Source organism: Flavobacterium granuli, assembly GCF_031456055.1.
In the GTDB taxonomy this organism is placed as follows: Bacteria; Bacteroidota; Bacteroidia; order Flavobacteriales; family Flavobacteriaceae; genus Flavobacterium; species Flavobacterium granuli_A.
In genome coordinates this window covers 459,599-480,079 of record NZ_JAVDTX010000003.1, presented here as the reverse complement: position 1 = coordinate 480,079, position 20,481 = coordinate 459,599, and the positions used below count along the sequence as shown (strand labels likewise).

18 protein-coding genes are annotated in these 20,481 nt (G+C 34.6%); 8 read left to right on the top strand and 10 right to left on the bottom strand.

Features of this window, described 5'->3' with window-relative positions:
- The 3 genes from J2W95_RS09095 to J2W95_RS09085 form a co-directional block, all read right to left on the bottom strand.
- Positions 1-1,527, bottom strand: a complete 1,527-nt coding sequence (locus J2W95_RS09095) for a T9SS type B sorting domain-containing protein (RefSeq protein ID WP_310006141.1) — start codon at positions 1,525-1,527, stop codon at positions 1-3.
- 195 nt (positions 1,528-1,722) lie between these two features.
- Positions 1,723-3,009 carry a hypothetical protein gene (locus J2W95_RS09090; RefSeq protein ID WP_310006139.1) on the bottom strand — a complete coding sequence of 429 codons (1,287 nt, stop codon included), beginning with the start codon at positions 3,007-3,009 and terminating at the stop codon, positions 1,723-1,725.
- A gap of 120 nt (positions 3,010-3,129) precedes the next feature.
- Positions 3,130-3,498, bottom strand: coding sequence for a hypothetical protein (locus J2W95_RS09085; RefSeq protein WP_409025121.1), 369 nt, complete (start codon positions 3,496-3,498; stop codon positions 3,130-3,132).
- 479 nt (positions 3,499-3,977) lie between these two features.
- Between J2W95_RS09085 and J2W95_RS09080 the strand changes: the two genes are divergently transcribed.
- Genes J2W95_RS09080 through J2W95_RS09070 form a run of 3 tightly spaced genes read left to right on the top strand, consistent with a single transcriptional unit; the run spans position 3,978 to position 6,067 of the window.
- Positions 3,978-5,114: a DNA polymerase III subunit gene (locus tag J2W95_RS09080; protein ID WP_310006135.1), complete on the top strand. Its 1,137-nt coding sequence runs from the start codon at positions 3,978-3,980 to the stop codon at positions 5,112-5,114.
- A 6-nt stretch (positions 5,115-5,120) separates the two neighbouring features.
- Positions 5,121-5,504 carry a DoxX family protein gene (locus J2W95_RS09075; protein WP_310006133.1) on the top strand — a complete coding sequence of 128 codons (384 nt, stop codon included), beginning with the start codon at positions 5,121-5,123 and terminating at the stop codon, positions 5,502-5,504.
- A gap of 53 nt (positions 5,505-5,557) precedes the next feature.
- Positions 5,558-6,067 (top strand): acyl-CoA thioesterase, encoded by a 510-nt coding sequence (locus J2W95_RS09070; RefSeq protein ID WP_310006132.1) that lies wholly within the window; start codon positions 5,558-5,560, stop codon positions 6,065-6,067.
- Positions 6,068-6,231: 164 nt separating this feature from the next.
- Here J2W95_RS09070 and proC read toward each other — a convergent pair whose 3' ends face one another.
- The 5 genes from proC to J2W95_RS09045 form a co-directional block, all read right to left on the bottom strand.
- Positions 6,232-7,008, bottom strand: coding sequence for a pyrroline-5-carboxylate reductase (gene proC / locus J2W95_RS09065; protein WP_310006130.1), 777 nt, complete (start codon positions 7,006-7,008; stop codon positions 6,232-6,234).
- Positions 7,009-7,191: 183 nt separating this feature from the next.
- Positions 7,192-8,541 carry a magnesium transporter gene (mgtE, locus tag J2W95_RS09060; protein WP_310006128.1) on the bottom strand — a complete coding sequence of 450 codons (1,350 nt, stop codon included), beginning with the start codon at positions 8,539-8,541 and terminating at the stop codon, positions 7,192-7,194.
- Positions 8,531-9,310 carry a 16S rRNA (adenine(1518)-N(6)/adenine(1519)-N(6))-dimethyltransferase RsmA gene (gene rsmA, locus J2W95_RS09055; RefSeq protein ID WP_310006126.1) on the bottom strand — a complete coding sequence of 260 codons (780 nt, stop codon included), beginning with the start codon at positions 9,308-9,310 and terminating at the stop codon, positions 8,531-8,533. The genes mgtE and rsmA overlap by 11 nt, the downstream gene beginning before the upstream one ends.
- Positions 9,311-9,386: 76 nt before the next feature.
- A complete protein-coding gene (locus tag J2W95_RS09050; protein ID WP_310006125.1) occupies positions 9,387-9,698 on the bottom strand; it encodes a DUF4286 family protein in 312 nt (103 codons plus the stop codon).
- A gap of 83 nt (positions 9,699-9,781) precedes the next feature.
- Positions 9,782-11,560 (bottom strand): tetratricopeptide repeat protein, encoded by a 1,779-nt coding sequence (locus J2W95_RS09045; protein WP_310006123.1) that lies wholly within the window; start codon positions 11,558-11,560, stop codon positions 9,782-9,784.
- Between the two features lie 306 nt (positions 11,561-11,866).
- On the opposite strand from J2W95_RS09045, the gene J2W95_RS09040 reads away from it, so the two are divergent.
- Positions 11,867-12,775 (top strand): hypothetical protein, encoded by a 909-nt coding sequence (locus tag J2W95_RS09040; protein WP_310006121.1) that lies wholly within the window; start codon positions 11,867-11,869, stop codon positions 12,773-12,775.
- Between the two features lie 73 nt (positions 12,776-12,848).
- Here the strand turns inward: J2W95_RS09040 and serS are convergent, their stop codons facing one another.
- Positions 12,849-14,120 carry a serine--tRNA ligase gene (gene serS, locus J2W95_RS09035; protein WP_310006119.1) on the bottom strand — a complete coding sequence of 424 codons (1,272 nt, stop codon included), beginning with the start codon at positions 14,118-14,120 and terminating at the stop codon, positions 12,849-12,851.
- Positions 14,121-14,373: 253 nt separating this feature from the next.
- Here serS and J2W95_RS09030 point away from each other — a divergent pair, with 253 nt between their 5' ends.
- A complete protein-coding gene (locus tag J2W95_RS09030; RefSeq protein ID WP_310006117.1) occupies positions 14,374-14,892 on the top strand; it encodes a ferritin in 519 nt (172 codons plus the stop codon).
- Between the two features lie 671 nt (positions 14,893-15,563).
- Here J2W95_RS09030 and J2W95_RS09025 read toward each other — a convergent pair.
- Positions 15,564-15,887: a single-stranded DNA-binding protein gene (locus tag J2W95_RS09025; RefSeq protein WP_310006115.1), complete on the bottom strand. Its 324-nt coding sequence runs from the start codon at positions 15,885-15,887 to the stop codon at positions 15,564-15,566.
- A 271-nt stretch (positions 15,888-16,158) separates the two neighbouring features.
- On the opposite strand from J2W95_RS09025, the gene J2W95_RS09020 reads away from it, so the two are divergent.
- From J2W95_RS09020 to J2W95_RS09010, 3 genes are read left to right on the top strand one after another with little or no spacing between them, the layout of a single operon-like run.
- Positions 16,159-17,688, top strand: coding sequence for a bifunctional GNAT family N-acetyltransferase/carbon-nitrogen hydrolase family protein (locus J2W95_RS09020; RefSeq protein WP_310006112.1), 1,530 nt, complete (start codon positions 16,159-16,161; stop codon positions 17,686-17,688).
- Positions 17,685-18,032 (top strand): DUF2116 family Zn-ribbon domain-containing protein, encoded by a 348-nt coding sequence (locus J2W95_RS09015; RefSeq protein ID WP_310006110.1) that lies wholly within the window; start codon positions 17,685-17,687, stop codon positions 18,030-18,032. Before J2W95_RS09020 ends, J2W95_RS09015 begins: the two co-directional genes overlap by 4 nt.
- A 10-nt stretch (positions 18,033-18,042) precedes the next feature.
- The gene (locus J2W95_RS09010; protein ID WP_310006108.1) at positions 18,043-20,436 is read left to right on the top strand and encodes a M20/M25/M40 family metallo-hydrolase; all 2,394 of its coding nucleotides are present in this window, start codon (positions 18,043-18,045) and stop codon (positions 20,434-20,436) included.
- The last annotated feature ends 45 nt before the right edge of the window (positions 20,437-20,481 follow it).

Sequence of the window (20,481 nt, the reverse complement as noted above, 5' to 3'; positions counted from 1 at the left end):
TTATTTCACAAGAGTAATAGAACCCTTTTTGGCAGACTCGCCAGTTGGAGTAATTATATAATAATAAACGGGATTGAAATTATTGAATTCAATAGCTGTTTGTGGCCAACCATTATAATTGTCATAATTATCAGTTTGGTAAACGATTTCACCTAAAGAGCTTAAAATCGAAATATGAGTATTTGTTCCAGTCAAATATTTATCAGGAATAATCCAAGTATCATTAACCCCGTCACCATTTGGAGTAATAATATTAGAAATTTTCGGGACGTTTAAATTTACTTTAAAAGAAACTTCAAATGGGAATTCATCGGTTATAATACAACCTGTAGTTTGAGTAACAACTCCTTTGTATTTCCCTTGAGCTGCAATCTCTAGAAGAGGTTTATCAGCACCAGGTATTGCTACTTCATTTAAAAACCATTGATAAGAAGGAACTGCTGCATCAGATGTTATGGTAGCAGTAATCATTTCGCCTTCTGAAATATTATTAACTTTATCAACATCAACACCAGATATTGTGCTGTTGGTTTTTAACACCTTTAAATCTATTGTTCCCAACCCCTTGCAACCACCAAAATCAACATCGCAAGTATAAACACCAGATTGATTGGTTTCATAAGTTTGGGATATTGCTTCTTTAATAACAACATTATCTTTTTTCCAAACATAGGAATTACCTCCTGAAACCGCTAATGTAGTATTCCCTAAACTGGAACAAAAAGGATTTCCCAAACTCGAGGTAATGGGCATACCAGTACTAGAAGCTCCAGAAACTGTAACATTTTGTGAAAGATAATTACCTGTACAAAGACCATAATCAATGGCGGCATAATAAACACCAGCAACATTAATATTACTCAGAGAACTGGAAGTTTGACCTGGAATTAAAACATCATCTTTATACCACTTGTATTTTAATTGAGGATAATTTGCTGGTGAAGAATTTGTAATATCCGGTGTAGGATTATCGACTGAAAGCGTTACGCTCCCACCACTACAAAAACCAGCTGAAGACTGCTTATTATTGATTGAAAAAGAATCAGAAAACACCTTATAATATGCCGGAAATGTCTTTGTACTAGTTGTACCACTAATGGTAAAAGAAGTACTTGCAACATTAGTAGAACTAACCACTCTTAATCTATATGTATTGGAACCAACTAAATCAGTTGGTACAGCAAAAGTTAAAGTTTTATCAGTTGCTGTATCAGGAGGTGCCCCTGCTAGGGCAGGCAAATCAATTGTAGAAGTAGGGTTAGTAAAAGAACCTGTAGCATCAGAAAGTTGAACTTTAAAAAAAACATCAGAAGCAAAACCACTAATAGAAAACGAAGCTTGATACTCGTTGAAAATTTCTCCTGGTTTTTCAGGATGGGGTCCACCAGCACAAATCTGAAAAAAATTTAATATTTTAGGGCTAATTTGCTGTGCAAATAAACTCTGACTTGATGGAAGCACTACCAACAACATCAAAAAAAACATAAATGTACAGGAAGAAAAAAAAGAAGTAGGTTTACTTTTCATATGTTGATATTTATTGCTATTCATAGGGGCATATGCAATACGCAAATAATCATTTTAATCTCAACCAGTTGTTTAGGTTAAGTTCATTCTTATTAAAGTCAATTCAAAACTATTTTAATTAATAAAATGAAAGCTAAACCTTCTTAATATTAGGTCCAACTTTCATTTTATTAATTTAAAAACAATTATAAATTTTTATTTAGTAGCTGCAGTAAATTTTGAAAGTGCCAACCTAAAATCTGGTCTTCTTGGATTAGCAAAATCATTAAAGGTTTCTAAGTTTGTTGTCTTAGAATGCAAATTAAAGAATACGCTATCACCGTAATAACTTTCTAAATCTTCATTTTCAGTCGAACCTTCTGTATATATATTCCCATTACAGAAATTCAAATACATTTCTTCGATTCTGATTTTCTTAAGATTCTTGTCATTGATTTCAATTTTATTATCAAATACAACTGCTGGACTAAATCCAGAAATCACACTTTTTCTTAAAACTAAAGAACAATTTTCAGCCACATAGACACCTTCTTTGACTAAACCTGCTTTGATATCCTGATCGATATTATCACTATCGTTTGCAAAAGTTAAATTAGTGGCAGTAACAAGTGTTTGTTTTTTGGTAAAATCTACTTCTTCTTTCTTAGTATATGAAGAAACATCTAAACAACGAGATCCTGCACTACTTGTCAAATAAGAAGATCTAACGGCTAATGAATTATCAATTTTAGCTTGTGTTCCTAAAGTAAATTTAAAGTCAATACCATTAGATTTATAAGATACCATTTTAGTCATTACTGGCTCGCCACCAAGAACTTCAAACGAATCTCCTAATGCATAGCTCACCATAATATTTTCTAAAATTGTTTTGTTTCCAATTCCTCCAAGTAAAAGAGCATTAAAACTCTCTGAGGAACCTCTTACCTTTTTACCAGCGTATTCAATTCTTACGAATTTTAAAACACCTGAAGAACTTGCTGGATTTAAACCTCCATAGGTAGTTAAACTTGGGTCTAAATCAAAATTCACAGAAGAATAATTACCAAATTTATTAATTGGAGCATCACCAAGAATAACAATACCTCCCCAATCACCAGCTTTTTTTATAGATTTATTAGATGTAAAAACAATAGGATCTGTCTCTAAACCTTCTGCAATTATTTGGGCACCCTTTGTAATGATTAAAGTACCTTTTGACTCACCATCACCAATGATAACAGTACCAGGTTCAATACTAAGAATTGCATTATTAGTCACATAAACATTACCTTGAATAATGTAAACATCCTTCTTTACCAGTTTAGTATTTTCAGTAATATTACCAGCCAAAATTTGTGTAGCTTCGCCATAATCGACTTTACCAGGTTTAAATTCAGTCCAGTTATTCAACCAATTGCTTGATCCAATTATCCCCTTCTCTTGTTGTGCATTTACGCTGCAAACAGTAGTAAGGAAAACCCATATAATAAATATATTTCTCATAGGTTTGGGGGTATTAAATTATTATTTGTAACTCTGTAGGTCTAGAGTATATTGTCTCATTAAAGAGGAAAAGATCAAACTTAGCTTAAGATTGTTACATCTTTTCTAAAAACAACTTATTTATTGTTGTTCAACTTCATGAAGTGATTTCAAAGTTGACTCATAGAATAAAACCATAGTCACAAGTTGATTTTTATCTGCATAAGGAAGCATTTTTCTTAAGAAATTCACAGTGATTTCTATGTAAGTTTGAGTTGCTTCAGTTTCTAAATCCAATGCTTTTCTATTATCTGCATCGTCTGGAATACCTAAATCTGTCATAGTTACTCCTGGCTTAGTAGCCAATGCAATATGAGGCAATGTTTTAACAATTACTTTCATACGCTCAATGTACAATTCCACTAATTCACCTTTAGACATAGCTCTAAGTGTCTTATCATCATAATAAGTACGTAGTGATGCACTTGTGCTAACTATACTTTTTGGCATATTTGGTTTTGCTTGCGCGAAACCTTTAGAAGTTAATGCTAACATAACAATACTGAAAAATATAATTTTCCCTTTCATAAACTTGAATTTTAGATTTAGTTGAAACAAAAATATACAATTAAATCGAATTTGCAAGTTCTGCAAAAAAAATTAAAGATGTTTTTAATTCAAAATAGAACGAAAAAACTTCGTAACATATCTAAAAACAGCGTTTTATCGAAATAAAATGCGTTTAAAAAAAATAATTGTTAATTTATATTATCAAGTTTACATAGGTTTTTACTTTAGTTATTTTGTAATACAAAACTTCGTAAAATAAAATGTTGAAAAATAATACAGAAGTTATTAACATTTACTAGTTGAAAAGTAAAAAGACAATTTATAAATTCTTCTTCTAAATTTTGTTCTAAAATTTTTAGTAAAAACAAACTTTCTAACAGAAAATTTTTGAAACTATCATTTTCTCCTATCTTTGCTTAATGGAATTTTCAAAAATTTTAGGACAAGAGTATATTAAAAATCACTTAATTCAAAGTGCTAATTTAGGCAGAATACCGCATGCTCAATTATTCGTTGGCCCTGAAGGAAGTGGAACTTTGGCCATGGCAATCGCTTACACTCATCATATCTTATGCAATAGCAATAAGAACCTAAACGAATCTTGCAGTCTTAAATTTCAAAAATTATCCCATCCTGATTTACATTTCATCTACCCAACAGTTACTACCGAAGAAATCAAAGTAAAACCAAAAAGTATTGATTTTATTGCAGACTGGAGACAATTTGTTATAGATAATCCTTATGGAGGATTATTTGATTGGTATGCCAAATTAGGAGTTCAGAACAAACAAGGAGAAATTCGCGTCGATGATGCTCAAGAAATTTTAAAATCTCTTTCCTTAAAATCGTATGAAGGTGGATACAAAATAATGATTATTTGGATGGCAGATAAAATGAATATAGCCGCTTCAAATAAACTGCTCAAACTACTTGAGGAACCACCCGAAAAAACAGTTTTCATTCTCATCTCCGAAAATGAAGAAGACATCATTCAAACGATTCGGTCACGCTGTCAAATTACACATTTTAGTGGTTTGAGTGAACAGGTTATTGCTGATGCACTAATTGAGAAAGAGCAAATTGATCTTAAAGAAGCTCTAAAAATCGCTCATCAATCACAAGGTAATTTCAACAAAGCTTTACACCTTTTATATGACGACCATGAAGTATTGCCTTTTGAACAATGGTTTGTAACTTGGGTTCGAGCTGCATTCAAAGCAAAGGGAAATGCAGCAGCTATACAAGACTTAATCGGATGGAGTGAACAGATAGCCGCTTTAGGAAGAGAAACACAAAAAAAATTCTTGCAGTTTTGCATCGAAATGTTTCGCCAAGCATTGTTGCTCAATTATGAAACCAAAACACTTGTTTACATTGAACCCAAAGTCGAGAAATTCAAACTAGAAAACTTTGCGCCTTTTGTAAATGGGAACAACATTACAGAAATATTCAAAGAATTATCTGACGCGATGTACCATATAGAACGCAATGGTAATGCTAAAATAATTTTAACCGATTTATCCATAAAACTTACTCGTTTAATTCATAAAAAATAAAACCCAATGAATAATATTGCCTCAATTTTAATTTTAGTTTTTTTAGCTATAACTTTTTTACAGTCTTCACAGGATAAATTATTTAACTGGAAAGATAATATCAACTGGCTAAAAGAACATTTTGCCGAAACTCCTTTGCGCAATCAAGTTCCATTAGCTCTAGTAAATGTTTTAATTTTAGAATTAATTTCTGGTATTTTGTGCGTGGTTGGAGCTATAGAAATAGCCGTAAATAGTGGCAGAGTATACGGTCTATATGGCGCCATTTTTTCTTGCATCACTCTTATTATGTTGCTTTTCGGTCAGCGTTTGGCCAAAGACTACGATGGTGCAAGAACCATTGTGTTATATTTCATTCCTTCAGTAATGGCAGTATATTGGCTTAACTAAAAAGTTAATTACAATAACGTTTAAAATTAAAAACTAATACTCATATAAAAAGTATGACAGCAAAACATCCTTCAGAGTCCTTGACGATATTAACCGATTTGGTTTTACCGAGCGAAACCAATCCTTTGAATAACTTATTTGGAGGGGAACTATTGGCAAGAATGGATCGCGCAGCAAGTATTGCAGCCGGAAGACATTCACGTCGCATTGGTGTGACGGCATCAGTAAATCACGTGGCTTTTAACAAATCCATTCCATTGGGAAGTGTTGTAATTATTGAGGCCAAAGTATCTAGAGCTTTTAAAAGTTCAATGGAAATTTACCTGGACGTTTGGGTAGAAGACCGTCAATCTGGAAACAGAACCAAAGCAAACGAAGCAATTTACACATTTGTGGCGGTTGATGATACTGGAAGACCTGTAGAAGTTCCGTTGATCATACCTGAAACAGAATTGGAAATACAACGTTATGATGCCGCTTTGAGAAGAAAACAATTAAGCTTAGTATTGGCTGGTAAAATGAGTCCCCATGACGCCACCGAATTAAAAGCCTTATTCACATAAAACCTAAATTGTGCTACCAAACTATAAAGATGTAGTTTAGCGTGAGGGATAGAAGCTAGCTACCAAAGTAGCGCGGATAGCCCGACCATAAAATAAAAAAGAGGCAACTAGCAAGTTATACTAGTAAGCCTCTTTTTTATTTTGTGGTCACGCCCAAGTGATTCTTACCCCTTGATTTGTTTCAATGATGTTTTGATTCCTTTGATTAAGGATGAACTGAAACCATGTAATTCCATTTCATTCAAACCAGCAATGGTGCAACCTTGTGGAGTAGTTACGCGGTCGATCAATTGCTCTGGATGTCCTTTTTCCTCAAGTAGCATTTCGGCAGCTCCTTTTACGGTTTGAGCAGAAATGGCTAAGGCTGTTTGCCAGTCAAAACCAATTTCGATTCCCGCTTGCATCGATGCACGAATGTAACGCAAGGCAAAAGCAGTTCCACTAGCAGCAAGAACAGTTGCAGCATCCATCAATTTTTCGTCTATTATAGGAGCAGTTCCCAATTCTTGGAAAAGAGCTACTGTTGCTTGTGCTTTTTCTTTATTTTTTTCGTGAAAAGCAATACAAGTTGCCGAGGCACCAAATTGAGCAGCAATATTAGGCATTATACGAACTGCACTATGCCCTTCCCCTATTTTGTTTTGTAAATTCTCAATAGATAATCCACTTACGGCTGAAGCGATTACTTTGTTTGAAATAGTAGGCAATATCTCGGCCAAAACAGTATCCACTTGATATGGTTTTATCGTCAAGATAATGATATCAGCTTCTTGAATGTTGCTTGTATTAACTGTTGTAATAGTGATTCCCAAATCCTCTAAATGAGAAATTGGAACTATATTACGTCTGGTTACGGTTACTTGATTATTTGTAGTGAATTTTGCTATTCCTATTGCGATAGAAGCTCCAAGGTTTCCGCCGCCTATAATATGTACTTTCATTTTGGTTTATTCTTTGGTTGGTTAATAGCATTTGGAATACCAAAAGTATTCAAGCTGACTTTAGATTCTACTCCAAATGGAGCAGAAACGATTAGGTTACAAAGTACACGAAAAATCCCGAATTTATTATTTTTTAATATAAATAAATTCGGGATAATTGTTAAATTCTAAAACTATCGATATTTAATATCCTAATATTAATCTAGCTATCCAAAAATAAATAATTATTCCAAAAACATCATTTGAAGTAGTAATAAAAGGCCCAGTTGCTATAGCGGGGTCAATTTTTTTTCTGTGTAGAAAAAGAGGTACTAAAGTCCCCAAAGTCGCTGCGAATAAAATTACGACCACCATTGATATAGAAATAGCAAAACCTACTAAATATTGTTGATACATAATCGAATGATACCCTAACAAGAATAAGGAAATAATAGACCCTGAAGTCATAGACACTCTTAGTTCTTTGCTGAAATAACTGCGACTGTAATTTTTGAGGGTACCGTTTGCCAAACCTTGAACTACGATCGCCGAAGCTTGAACCCCAATATTTCCAGCCGTAGCAGAAAGTAATGGTACAAAAATAATCAAGGTTGAAAATTTTTCAAACATATCTTCATTTCCTTTCAACACAAACGAAGCCACAATTTCAATCACCATTGCGATTAGCAACCAAGGCAAACGTGCTTTGATTAATTCATAAACACTATCGTTAGACTCAATATCATTGGTAATACCCGCAGCCAACTGGTAATCTTTATCGGCTTCATCCTTGATTACGTCAATAATATCGTCAATGGTAATTCGACCTACTAATCTATCCAGCTCGTCAGTTACCGGTATGGCTTCAAGGTCATATTTTTGCATGATTCTTGCCACTTCTACATCTTCCGTATCGACCATAACCGAGTTCAATTTTTTGATGTAAACTTCGCTAATAGGAGTTTTGGAGGAAGTTGTAAGCAAATCTTTGAGTGACAATCGTCCCAAAAGCTTATTTTCATCATCTACTACATAAATAGAATGGACTCTTGAAATGTTTTCGGCTTGAATGCGCATTTCTTTGATACAGGTAAAAACAGTCCAATTTTCATTAACTTTTACCAATTCTTTATGCATCAAACCACCAGCAGTATCCTCTTTGTAACGCAATAACTCAACAATATCCTTGGCATGCTCAACGTCTTGCAACTCAGATATTACTTCGGCTTTTTTCTCTTTCGAAAGTTCTCCAATAATATCAGCAGCATCATTGGTTTCTAATTCGTCAAGCTCCTCGGCAATCTCTTTTGGCGAAAGCCTGCCTAAGATGTTTTCACGTAAATCGTCTTCAAGCTCCAAAAGGATTTCGGCAGTTTTCTCACTATCCAAAACCTTGAAAATATAGGTAGCTTCATCGAAGTCCAATTCATCAAGAACTTCGGCAATATCAGCATGGTGCATGTCATTCAATAAAACTTCCAGTTGTTGGTCGTTCTTACTTTGAATGAGTTGCTCTAATTCTTTAATTAATTCTTTGCTGATTTTAAACTCCATCCGCTTCTATTTTTTGGGTCAATGCAATAAATTCTGTGTAATCCAACTGTTCAGGACGAAGATTAAAAACGGTGTCTTCTCTCAAACTGTCGGACAAATTTAAGGTTTTTAAACTGTTACGCAAGGTCTTTCTTCGCTGTTGAAAAGCCGTTTTCACTACCGTGAAAAATAATTTTTCGCTACAAGGCAAACTATAATCTTCCTTCCTGCGCATACGCATCACACCTGATTTTACTTTGGGTGGAGGATTAAATACATTTTCATCTACGGTAAATAAATATTCGGTATCATAAAAAGCCTTTACTAATACCGAAAGTATTCCATAAGCTTTACTCCCTTTTTTCTCGCAAATACGTTCTGCAACTTCTTTTTGAAACATTCCTGCAAATTCTGGAATTTGATTGCGTAATTCCAATGTTTTGAAAACGATTTGTGTTGAAATATTATATGGAAAATTACCAATTATAGCAAATTGTTTTCCACCGAAAACTTCGTTTATATCGTATTTTAGAAAATCTTTTGATATGATTCTGTCTTTCAATTTGTCATAATTTACACCCAAATATTCAACCGATTCGGTATCAATTTCAATAACGTAGGTATTAATTGGTTTGTCCAATAAATACTTGGTCAGTACTCCCATTCCAGGTCCTATTTCCAACACATCTTCATAACCTTCTAAATTCAAAGTATCGGCGATGTCTTTTGCTACGCTTTCGTCTTTTAAGAAATGCTGTCCTAGGTGTTTTTTGGCTGTTACTTTTTCCATTTTATTTTGTTAGATTTTCGAATATTAGATTGTTAGATTTTCGAACTAACGAACTATCTAAAAATCGAATAATCTATTAATGATCACTTATTACCTGTAATTCGGTTCTAAAAGTCAGCATTTTATCGCCAAACAATTTCTCCCCTTCTTCTCTTAGTTGAGGCGCATCTTCTAGGTAATATCTATCTAATGTTTCCTTACTGTCTGTTGTATATTGAACTGAATAGGTAACTCCCCCCATTTCTTCTTCTACCAAAACACGAACTAAACGTGCTGAAATAAATTTTCCACAAGCCAACATTTCAGGAATGTGTTTGTGTTGCATCCAAATCATCCATTTGTCATGAACACTTTCGTGTATGTTTGTGGTAACGTTGTATATTATCATTTTAACTTTTGATTTGTTTAACTAATTATTTGTTCAACCGATTCGATTAAACGAATAGACAGTTAAACGATTAAACTATTCTCTTATAAATTCGTATCTCCTCGCAATTCTCTGAACTTTCTCCTTGCATCTACAAAATAAATACTATCCTGATGACTGAAAATGATTTTCTCGTACAGTGCCTTTGCCTTATCGGGTTGTTGTAATTGCTTGCTGTAAATGTCTGCCGAAAAATACAGCGCTTCATCAACGTAAATTCCGTCGCTATGATGCTCAATTATGTCTTGATATTGCGCCAAAGCTAAAGTATAATCATCTAACTTTTCATATATTCTTCCTAACCTCAACAAAGTTACCCCTTCAATTTCCTGCCCTTTAAAACTTTTTAGAATTGACTGAAACTGAACAATCGCTTCCTGACTTCTATTTTGGTACAAAAGATAATCTCCCTTGGCAAATTGTTTCAGAGCAGTTTGTGTCGAATCGGCAACAGTATTGTCATTTATTAAAAGAAAATACTCTAAAGCATCGTTGGCGATCAACTGTGTACTGGCTGATTTCAACTCTTTGAATTGTTTCAAAGCCCATTCAAAATCAGTTTTAAAATAACTTGTTTTGGCGGATTTCAAACTAGCTTCGTGCGACAATACATTGTTTTGCAAATTCTCCGAAATCTGTGAATAATAGAGTAGCGCCTGATTGAACTTTTCTTCTGAAAGCAAAATATCAGCCAACTCCATTTTGCATTGCGCTTGATCGAATTGATTCAGTTGCATTTCCATTGCACGCTTTATAATGGCTTTTCCTTCCGTAGGATTCTTCATTAAGAAACTAACAAAATGCGCTTGTTTCAGTTGCAAAGATAAGGTAACTGGCGTTATACCGTACTGCTTTAACAAAAGTTCAAATTGCGCATTGATAGCTGCAAAATCTTTTTCCTGTGCCTTTTCCATTTTCATTTTCAACAGAAAAGTATGGGCCTGCACAATCATCTCAACATCAGTAGTGTTTAGCAATACATAATCCATAACTTCTGTGGCAACCTCATTATCTCCTTCTTCAATCGCCATTTGCCCCAAACTGATTATACTTGTAAGAGACTCTGGATTTCGCTTATATATTGCTTTTTCTTGAATAAATGCCTTTCCAAATTCTTTTTGTTGCATATAAAACCAACTCAAGAACTGATTCCAAAAAACATCCTGACTTTTTTGAACCCTAATAATCAATGCTTTTCGAAGACTATCATTGAACTTGGAATCTCCATCAGAGGACATATAACGCGTCAATTGATTTTGAATCATCAATCCCGATTGCGGATTTTCAACCGCTTCATCCAAAAAATTGGCAATCATCTGATCAGTATTTCCTAATTGTCCGTACAACAAAGCCGTTTGATATTTAAAATCAAAAGTTGGAACCAATTCGCTGGCTACCAAGTAGGATTTTAAAGCATATTCCAGCAATACTTTCTTTTCAAAAGAATTCGCAACCCCATAAACTTCATTTGGATTTTTTCGGATTTTGTCTATCGCCTCATCATAATACTTTTTGGCTTTCGAATCATTTTTCTGTAATTGAAAATTGTATCCCAATTCAACTAAAAGTGTAGCTTGTTTGTATTTATTCAATCGATCCTGAATTGCTTTTTCAACTGGTTCAAATTGGAGTAATTGCTGCATACAATCTATTTTTCGTTGAAAATAAAAAGGATTAGTTGGTAAACCATCTGATAATTCCTGATAGCTAACCAAAGCTTTCTCAAAATCTCCCTTGTCATAATAATATTGTGCCAATTGCTCGTTTTGTGAAAAACAAACCAATGACAAAAACAAATTTATATACAACAGGATTTTTTGCATAATTAACGAAATCACTTAGAACATCTATTTTAATGTATAATCACAGGTGAAATATACTTTATAACAACAACTAACTTAAAAAAAAAGACAAAATAGGCCATTGCTTGATTCTGTTGGTAAAAGTAATTATTATTCTGCTAAATCTATTTTCGAAGAGCCTATTTCTTTAAACTGACAGTATAACGATTGAAAAACAGAACCAGCCAAAAGAAATATCAAGGTTTCACAACCAAAAACATTTACGCCTATTTTTTTGTTTCTTTGCCAAATGTTCTTTTGCAAAAAATCCAAAAAACCCAATTATTTATGCCCTTTAAATTTATCTTCAAAACTATCTGCCTTCTTTTTGTTCTTCTTTTATTCCTTACTACCAGTTGTGACAACAATGATGCAACTCCATCAAATACTATTGAAAAACCCATAACTACCAATCTAAAAATGGAATCTTCAGGGGCTTTTAGTAATTTGAAATTAACTACTGAAGAATTCAATTATTGGAATAGCAATTCTGTTAATTCAACAGAAACAATTTCTAAAATAAAAACACTTTGCAAAACGGAAATTTATCCTGTACTCAAAGATGAGTTTGATTTCATCATCGTAGTAATGAATAATAAAGATCTTCCTGCGAACATGCCTTATGGAGAATATCATCATGTAAAAAATGACATTCAGGGGATTGGACTAGATTTATTTGACTATTCTGCCGAATTTGGATCTTCAGGTAAACTGCAAGGCATTTACTTCCTATACAAAAACAACATTGACAATGGACCTGTATTACACGAGATGTTTCATCGTTGGGGAAATTGGGCAGTTCCCCAAAATTATGGAGGTCATTGGGACAAGGTAGATGGAATACTTACAAGTGTTTCCAACAATTATGCTGATATCGAATTATATCTTGCTGGAGCAATTCCAGCTTCGGAAATTAAAGATTCTGAAAGTTTAGCAATCTATAATGACTCTCGTTTTACCAATAAAACAAGAACTCCAAATAGTACAAATTCACAGAAAAACTTCAAATCACTTGTCCTGGTTATGGGTTCCTCCGATTTGACCGATGCTGAAACAACCACTTTAAAAAATCGAATCTCAAACATAACACGTACTCCTGCTCAAGGAACAACAAATACGGGATATCAAAATATATACAATAAAACTAAAGGCTTATTAACACTTTCGATAGGCGAACTTGATAAAGCCAAGAAATAATTTATAACCTTTACCTATATTCAAATAAAAAGGGAAATCTCACGATTTCCCTTTTCCTATTTAATAACTTGAATTAATCTATAATATCAAACCCACAATACGGACGTAAAACTTCTGGGATTACGATTCCTTCTGGAGTTTGGTAGTTTTCCAAAATTCCGGCAAGAACTCTTGGCAAAGCCAAAGAACTTCCGTTAAGCGTATGTGCCAATTGGTTTTTTCCATCTTTGTCTTTGAAACGCAATTTCAAACGATTCGCCTGGAAAGTTTCAAAATTAGACACTGATGAAATTTCCAACCAACGTTCTTGTGCTGTAGAATATACTTCAAAATCATAAGTCAAGGCCGATGTGAAACCCATATCGCCTCCGCAAAGACGTAAAATTCTATATGGCAATTTCAAATCCTGCAAAATGCTTTTTACGTGTTCCACCATACCATCAAGTGCTGCATATGAATTATCAGGATGCTCCACACGAACGATTTCTACTTTGTCAAATTGATGCAAACGGTTCAAACCACGTACATGTGCACCATAAGAACCTGCTTCACGACGGAAACAAGGTGTATAACCTGTGTATTTAACAGGCAATTCACTTTCATTTAAAATGACATCTCTAAATATATTTGTTACAGGAACCTCAGCTGTTGGAATCAAATACAAGTCATCGGTAGCATCGTGATACATTTGACCTTCTTTATCCGGCAATTGCCCAGTTCCATAAGCGGATGCTTCATTTACCAAATGTGGCACTTGCATTTCTTTATATCCAGCTTCTGTGTTTTTATCCAAGAAATAGTTGATCAAAGCGCGTTGCAAACGAGCTCCTTTTCCTTTATAAACAGGGAATCCAGCACCAGTTATTTTTACGCCCAATTCAAAATCGATGATATCGTATTTTTTCACCAATTCCCAGTGTGGTTGGGCACCTTCGTGCAATACAGGAATTTCACCTTCCTCAAACACGTTTAAGTTATCCTCCGGAGTTTTTCCAACAGGAACAATATCTGCAGGAAGATTTGGTAAAGTATATAATTTCTCTGTTAGTTCATTAGCAAGGGCAACTGCACTTTCGCCCAATGCTTTGCTCTTTTCCTTTAACAGAACTGTTTTTTCTTTAAGAATAGCCGCTTTCGACTTCTCTCCTGCTTTCATCAAATCGCCAATATCTTTGGATAATTTATTAGATTCAGATAAAGTGTTGTCTAACTCCACTTGCGTAGCGCGACGTTTTTCATCCAATTGTACCACTTCTTCAACAATCCCTTTGGCATCCATATTTCTTTTGGCCAAAGCATTGATTACTTTTTCTTGATTCTCTCTAATAAATGCAATTTGTAACATAGTTGATTTTTTATAACTAAATAATGACAGCAAATTTAGGGAAATGTTTGATAATACCGAGACAAAGTTTGTTTTGTGTTTTCATTTTAGTTTTTGCCATGCTCTTTTAATAAAATAATGACTCTTTTTCGCGTTTTAGTACCATTTTGAAGCATTTTTAAAGATTCTAAATTGAGATGAATTCTGTCTTTTTTGATTTAAAAAGAACGGCAACAAACTATTTTTTTTCTAATTTTACTAAAAACTAGAAATCATGTTGTTAAAAAATATCGAAACCGCGCTGAACAAACAAATTCGTATTGAGGCAGAATCTTCTCAAACCTATCTATCAATGGCTTGTTGGGCCGAGGTAAATGGACTAGAAGGAATCGCACAATTTATGTACGCACAATCTGATGAGGAGCGTTTACACATGCTCAAGTTAATCAAGTACGTTAACGAAAGAGGCGGTCACGCCCAAGTTACCGACTTGAAAGCACCGAAAACGACTTATGAAACTTTCAAAGGAATGTTTGAAGAACTTTACAAACACGAAATTTTTGTTTCGGAATCAATTAATAAGTTGGTACACATCACATTTGAAGAAAAAGATTACGCGACCCATAATTTCTTGCAATGGTATGTAGCCGAGCAAATCGAAGAAGAAGCAACTGCTAAAAACATTTTGGACAAAATCAACCTTATAGGTGATGACAAAGGCGGATTATATCTTTTTGATCGTGATATTCAACAGATGGCAATAGCCAGTGCAGCAGCAGCGACAGCCAAATAATTAAGAGAAGCCTTCATAAATAATAACCCCAAAATGCTTGAGTTGCATTTTGGGGATTTTTTTTGTTCCAAAAGTGTTAAAGTTTATTTAGAACAGATAAGAATAACATACATTTGTCTTGGTTTTAAATTCTTTATACCAAAATTCCGAACAGATTCATAACAATAATTCGCAATTACCTTGAGCAAGAAAGAAAAAGAAAAGGAGAAAAAGGACAAGAAAAAAAAGAAGGAGAAAAAAGAAATCCTTAAAAAATTAAAAGCGCTTGAAAGCTGCAAATCTAGTTGTCAATTGGCTGGAAATTGTAAATCCAGTTGTTGTGAAAAATTCAAGAAAAGCGAAAAAAAGCGTTGCAGTCGTTGTCCTATGTTTGATTTACTAAAAAAAACAGCATAACTTCTAGTTGACATATAGAATTACATAAAATATATTTTAATTCCCTATTAGTTTGTAAGGAACCGTCGTAATAGTTAATTTATAAGTATTGAAAAAAGAGTTCCGCAATAACGGAACTCTTTTTTTATTAAATTTTCATCTCATTCAAATAGTTGAGATACTTCCTGTGTAAGCATGACGATATTGTGGTAAAACAATACCTAAAACGCTCAACTCTCCTTCATGAACCAGCCTCTAAGTCAACCTTCTCTATTCTGAAAACTGCTTCCTGAAGTCTACTTTCCGAGTAACATAATTTCTTTAACAACTACTTCGGTGATATATCGTTTTTCTCCGTTCTTGTCATCGTAGCTTCTGTGGGTTAGTTTACCGTCTATGGCAATTTGTTTTCCTTTGGTTACGTATTTCTCGATGATCTCAGCGGTTTTTCCCCAGGCCACTACAGTGTGCCATTCGGTTTGGTCTACACGTTCCCCTTTTTCGTTTTTGTAACTGTCGTTTGTAGCTATAGTCAAATTAGCTAATTTTTTTCCTCCTTCAAAAGATTTGATTATTGGGTCGTTTCCTGCGTTTCCGATCAATTGAACTCTGTTTTTCATGGCGTGTAAATTTAAATGTTAGTGTGTATATAATTGTTTTGTTGAAATTGACAATGCTTGTTTCATTTCGACTTGGCAAAGATGCGATGACTACCAAAAGTTATTCGGTTACTAACTACTTACTTTCGGTTGTAATTATTTGTAACCGTTTGTAAATGGAAATTTTTGAGTATATTTGGATAAAGGAAATCAGAAACAAATAAAGCCAATGATTGACTCCAAAAAAAATTGATGTTCATTTAAACCAATTATACACCTAAAATTCTCCATTATGCAGGCCAAAATAAAAAAAGTAGAATTGCGGAACTTAGCTTTTGAGGATTACAAACAACTCAAAAACTCGATGGTAGAATCGTATCCCGAAATGGCGGATTCCTATTGGCGTGCCGATGATATCCAGAGATTATTGGGTGTTTTCCCAGAGGGACAATTGGTTATTCTCGTCGACGGAAAAGTGGTGGGCTCTGCCCTATCATTAATTGTAGATGAAAGACTGGTCGATAAAAAGCACAATTATTTGCAGATAGTTGGCGATTATTCGTTTTCGACACATAATCCGCAGGGGGAAATATTGTACGGAATCGATGTTTTCATTCATCCAAATTATCGCGGATTGCGTTTAGGTAGACGTTTATATGATGCCCGAAAGGAACTGTGTGAAAAACTGAATCTCAAAGCGATTGTTTTTGCAGGACGTATTCCGAGTTACGGTCAGTATGCCGATAAAATGACACCAACAAAATACATAGACAAAGTAAAAAGCAAACAATTGCACGATCCTGTGCTTTCATTTCAGCTGAGTAATGATTTTCACGTGTTGCGAATTATGAAAAATTATTTGGCGGCCGATGAAGATTCCAAACAATTTGCTGTTTTACTCGAATGGAATAACATCTATTTTGACGAAAGTCCAAGACTCATAAACACCGAAAAGAATGTTATCCGATTAGGGTTAATTCAATGGCAAATGAGATCATTGGGCAATCTTGAAGCTTTATTTGAACAGTCGGAATTTTTTATAGATGTGGTTTCGGGCTATACTTGCGATTTTGCAGTTTTCCCAGAACTCTTCATTGCTCCTTTAATGGCCGATTACAATCATTTGACCGAGGCCGAAGCTATTCGGGAATTGGCAAAACACTCTGAACCTATTCGTAAACGGTTTCAGGAGTTAGCTATCTCGTATAATATAAATATCATTTCTGGCAGTATGCCGCATCTTGAAAATGGAAATTTATATAATGTTGGATTTCTGTGCAAAAGAGACGGAACTTCGGAGATGTACACCAAAATTCACATAACGCCAAACGAAGTACAACATTGGGGAATGAAAGGCGGATCTGAAATCAAGACTTTTGACACCGATTGCGGTAAAATTGGAATTATGATTTGCTATGATGTAGAGTTTCCGGAAGTCTCGAGAATTATGGCTGATGAAGGAATGAATATACTGTTTGTTCCTTTCTTGACCGATACTCAAAACGCCTACATTCGAGTGAAACACTGTGCCCAAGCCAGAGCGATAGAAAACGAATGTTATGTAGCCATCGCGGGTTGTGTGGGTAATTTGCCGAAAGTAAATAATATGGACATTCAATATGCACAGGCGGCGGTTTTCACCCCTTCGGATTTTGCTTTTCCAAGTAATGGTATCAAAGCCGAAGCTACTCCAAATACCGAAATGACTTTGATTGTCGATGTCGATTTACGATTGCTCAAAGAATTACACGAACATGGAAGTGTAAGAATCCTCAAAGACCGAAGAACCGATTTGTATCAAATAAAAAAGATAGAACCATGAAAACCTGCCTTGAATGTGGAGAACCTATTGTAGGTCGTGAAGACAAAAAATTCTGCAGTGACGGTTGCCGAAATGCCTACAACAACAAAATAAATAAGGATAGTACGAATTATATGCGCAATATCAACAACAAATTGCGTAAAAATTACCGAATTTTGTCGGAACTGAATATCGAAGGAAAATCCACAACAACACGAGCCAAGCTGATGAGCAAGGGCTTTGATTTTGAATTTTTTACCAATATTTTGAATACCAAATCAGGGAATACCTACTATTTCCTGTACGACCAAGGCTATATGGTTTTGGAAAATGATTATTATGTGCTAGTTAAAAAAGAAATTTAATACCCCAATTATGAAAAAGAATTATTCCTCCATTATAGCTGTTGTCATCATCCTTGGGATTTTGGGCTTTTTATTTGCCTTTTTAATGCCATCGTGGTCGCCTGATGAGGAAAAAAAAGTAACGGAGTTTTCCACCAGCAGAGCTTTGGAACATATTAATGCGATTGCAAAACAACCGCATTACGTGGGCACCAAAAACCATGAAGTTGTTGCCAATTATATTATCCAAGAATTGCAAAAACTGGGATTGGAAACTACAGTTCAGGAAGGTTTTACATTGAGTGACTGGGGGAATTTGGTGAAATCCAAAAACATAATGTGCCGCATCGAAGGAACTAAAAACACCAAAGCATTGCTACTGCTCTCACATTATGACAGTGCACCGCATTCTTTTTCACATGGAGCGAGTGATGATGCATCGGGTGTGGCAACGATTCTGGAGGGCGTTCGTGCTTTCTTGAATGCTAAAACCAAACACCAAAACGACATCATTATTTTGTTCACCGATGCTGAGGAATTAGGTTTGAATGGTGCCGCTCTTTTTGTTACCGAACACCAATGGGCAAAAGAAGTAGGATTGGTTTTGAATTTCGAAGCCCGTGGTTCTTCGGGACCAAGTTATATGTTGATGGAAACCAACAAAGGAAATTCTGGTTTGGTAAAAGAATTTGCCAAAGCGGACGCTACTTACCCTGTTTCGAATTCGTTGATGTATAGCATTTACAAAATGTTGCCGAATGATACGGACTTAACTGTTTTTAGAGAGCAGGGCGATATTCAGGGATTTAATTTTGCTTTCATCGATGGTCATTTTAATTACCATACCCAACAGGATGATGTGACGCATTTGGACAAAAACAGTTTGAAACATCAAGGCTCTTATTTGATGCCGTTATTGAATTATTTCTCGAATACCGATTTGAATGCCGCGGCTTCAACGAGCGATGATGTTTATTTTACGATTCCATTTACGTTTATTAGTTATCCTTTTGACTGGGTTCTGCCAATGACATTGATTGCCGCTGGTTTGTTGGTCATTTTGGTATTTCTTGGCAAAGCCAAAAGAATGCTGAAACTGAACGATATTATGAAAGGTTTTTTCCCATTTTTGGGTTCTTTGATTTTTACTGGATTGATTACCTATTATGGATGGAAAGGATTGCTCTTGTTGAATCCACAATACAATGATTTACTAAACGGCTTTACCTATAATGGACACGATTATATTACAGCCTTTGTATTACTTAGCCTTTCGATTTGCTTTTTCTTTTATAATATAGCTTCTAAACCAAAAGTGACGATGAATCATTATGTCATTCCTCTTCTGTTTTGGATTGTTCTAAATGGTTTCCTTGCTAATAGTTTGCGTGGTGCAGGATTCTTGATTATTCCTGTTTATTTTGGACTTATTGCTTTTGCAGTTTTTGTTTTTAGTCAAAGATCCAATTGGATTGTAAACCTTATTTGTGGAATTCCCGCTTTGCTGATTATTACTCCTTTTATCCAAATGTTCCCTGTAGGTTTAGGATTGAAAGTATTGTTTGGCAGTGCGATTTTGACTGTTTTAACATTTGCCATATTGCTGCCTATTTTTGGGGCTTTCACCAAAAAAGGAAGCTGGTCATTGTCGTTTTTTTTAATCGCAGTTATCTTTTTGGCAAAAGCACAATATCATTCGGATTATGAATTAGGAGAAGCTAAATCTAATAGTTTGGTATATCTCTATAATGCTGATAACAACAAAGCACATTGGGCAACATACGACACTAATCTCGATTCTTGGACCAAAGGTTATTTGGGAGAAAATCCGAAAGGAGCAAAAATTTTCAATAATTTGAAGTTGTTTAGCAAATATAATTCAGAGTTCACGTATGCCAATGAAGCTCCAAACAAAGGAATTGCAAAACCAACGATTACTTTTCTCAAAGACAGCACAGTAGGCTTTAAAAGATATTTAAAAATACAAATCACTCCAAATCGAAAAGTCAATCGCTATGATATTTTTGCCGATGAAATCATGACTTTTTACAATTTTAAAGCCAATGGAGTTAGTACATTGGGACAAAAAGGAACCGAATTGGAACGAAACGGGAAAAAACTATTAAGTTATTATGTAATCGATAATGAACCCTTGGTATTACAATTCACACTGAACAGATCGACTGTTCTTGATATGCATGTTATGGAAAGTTCATTTGATTTGATGGTCAATCCGCTATTTGCGATGACTCCAAGAGAAAGCTGGATGATGCCGACTCCTTTTGTGTTGAATAATGCAATAATCATTACTCAAAAAATAAGACGAACTCCAAAATACGTTGCACCTGTTGTAAATCCAAATTTGGTACAACCAGCAATAACTGATAGTTTAAAGGTCGTAAAGGATAGTTTGAGAATTCAATAAGAGTCATAAGTTCTAGTTTATAAAAAATGCGGTCTTCTATTGAAA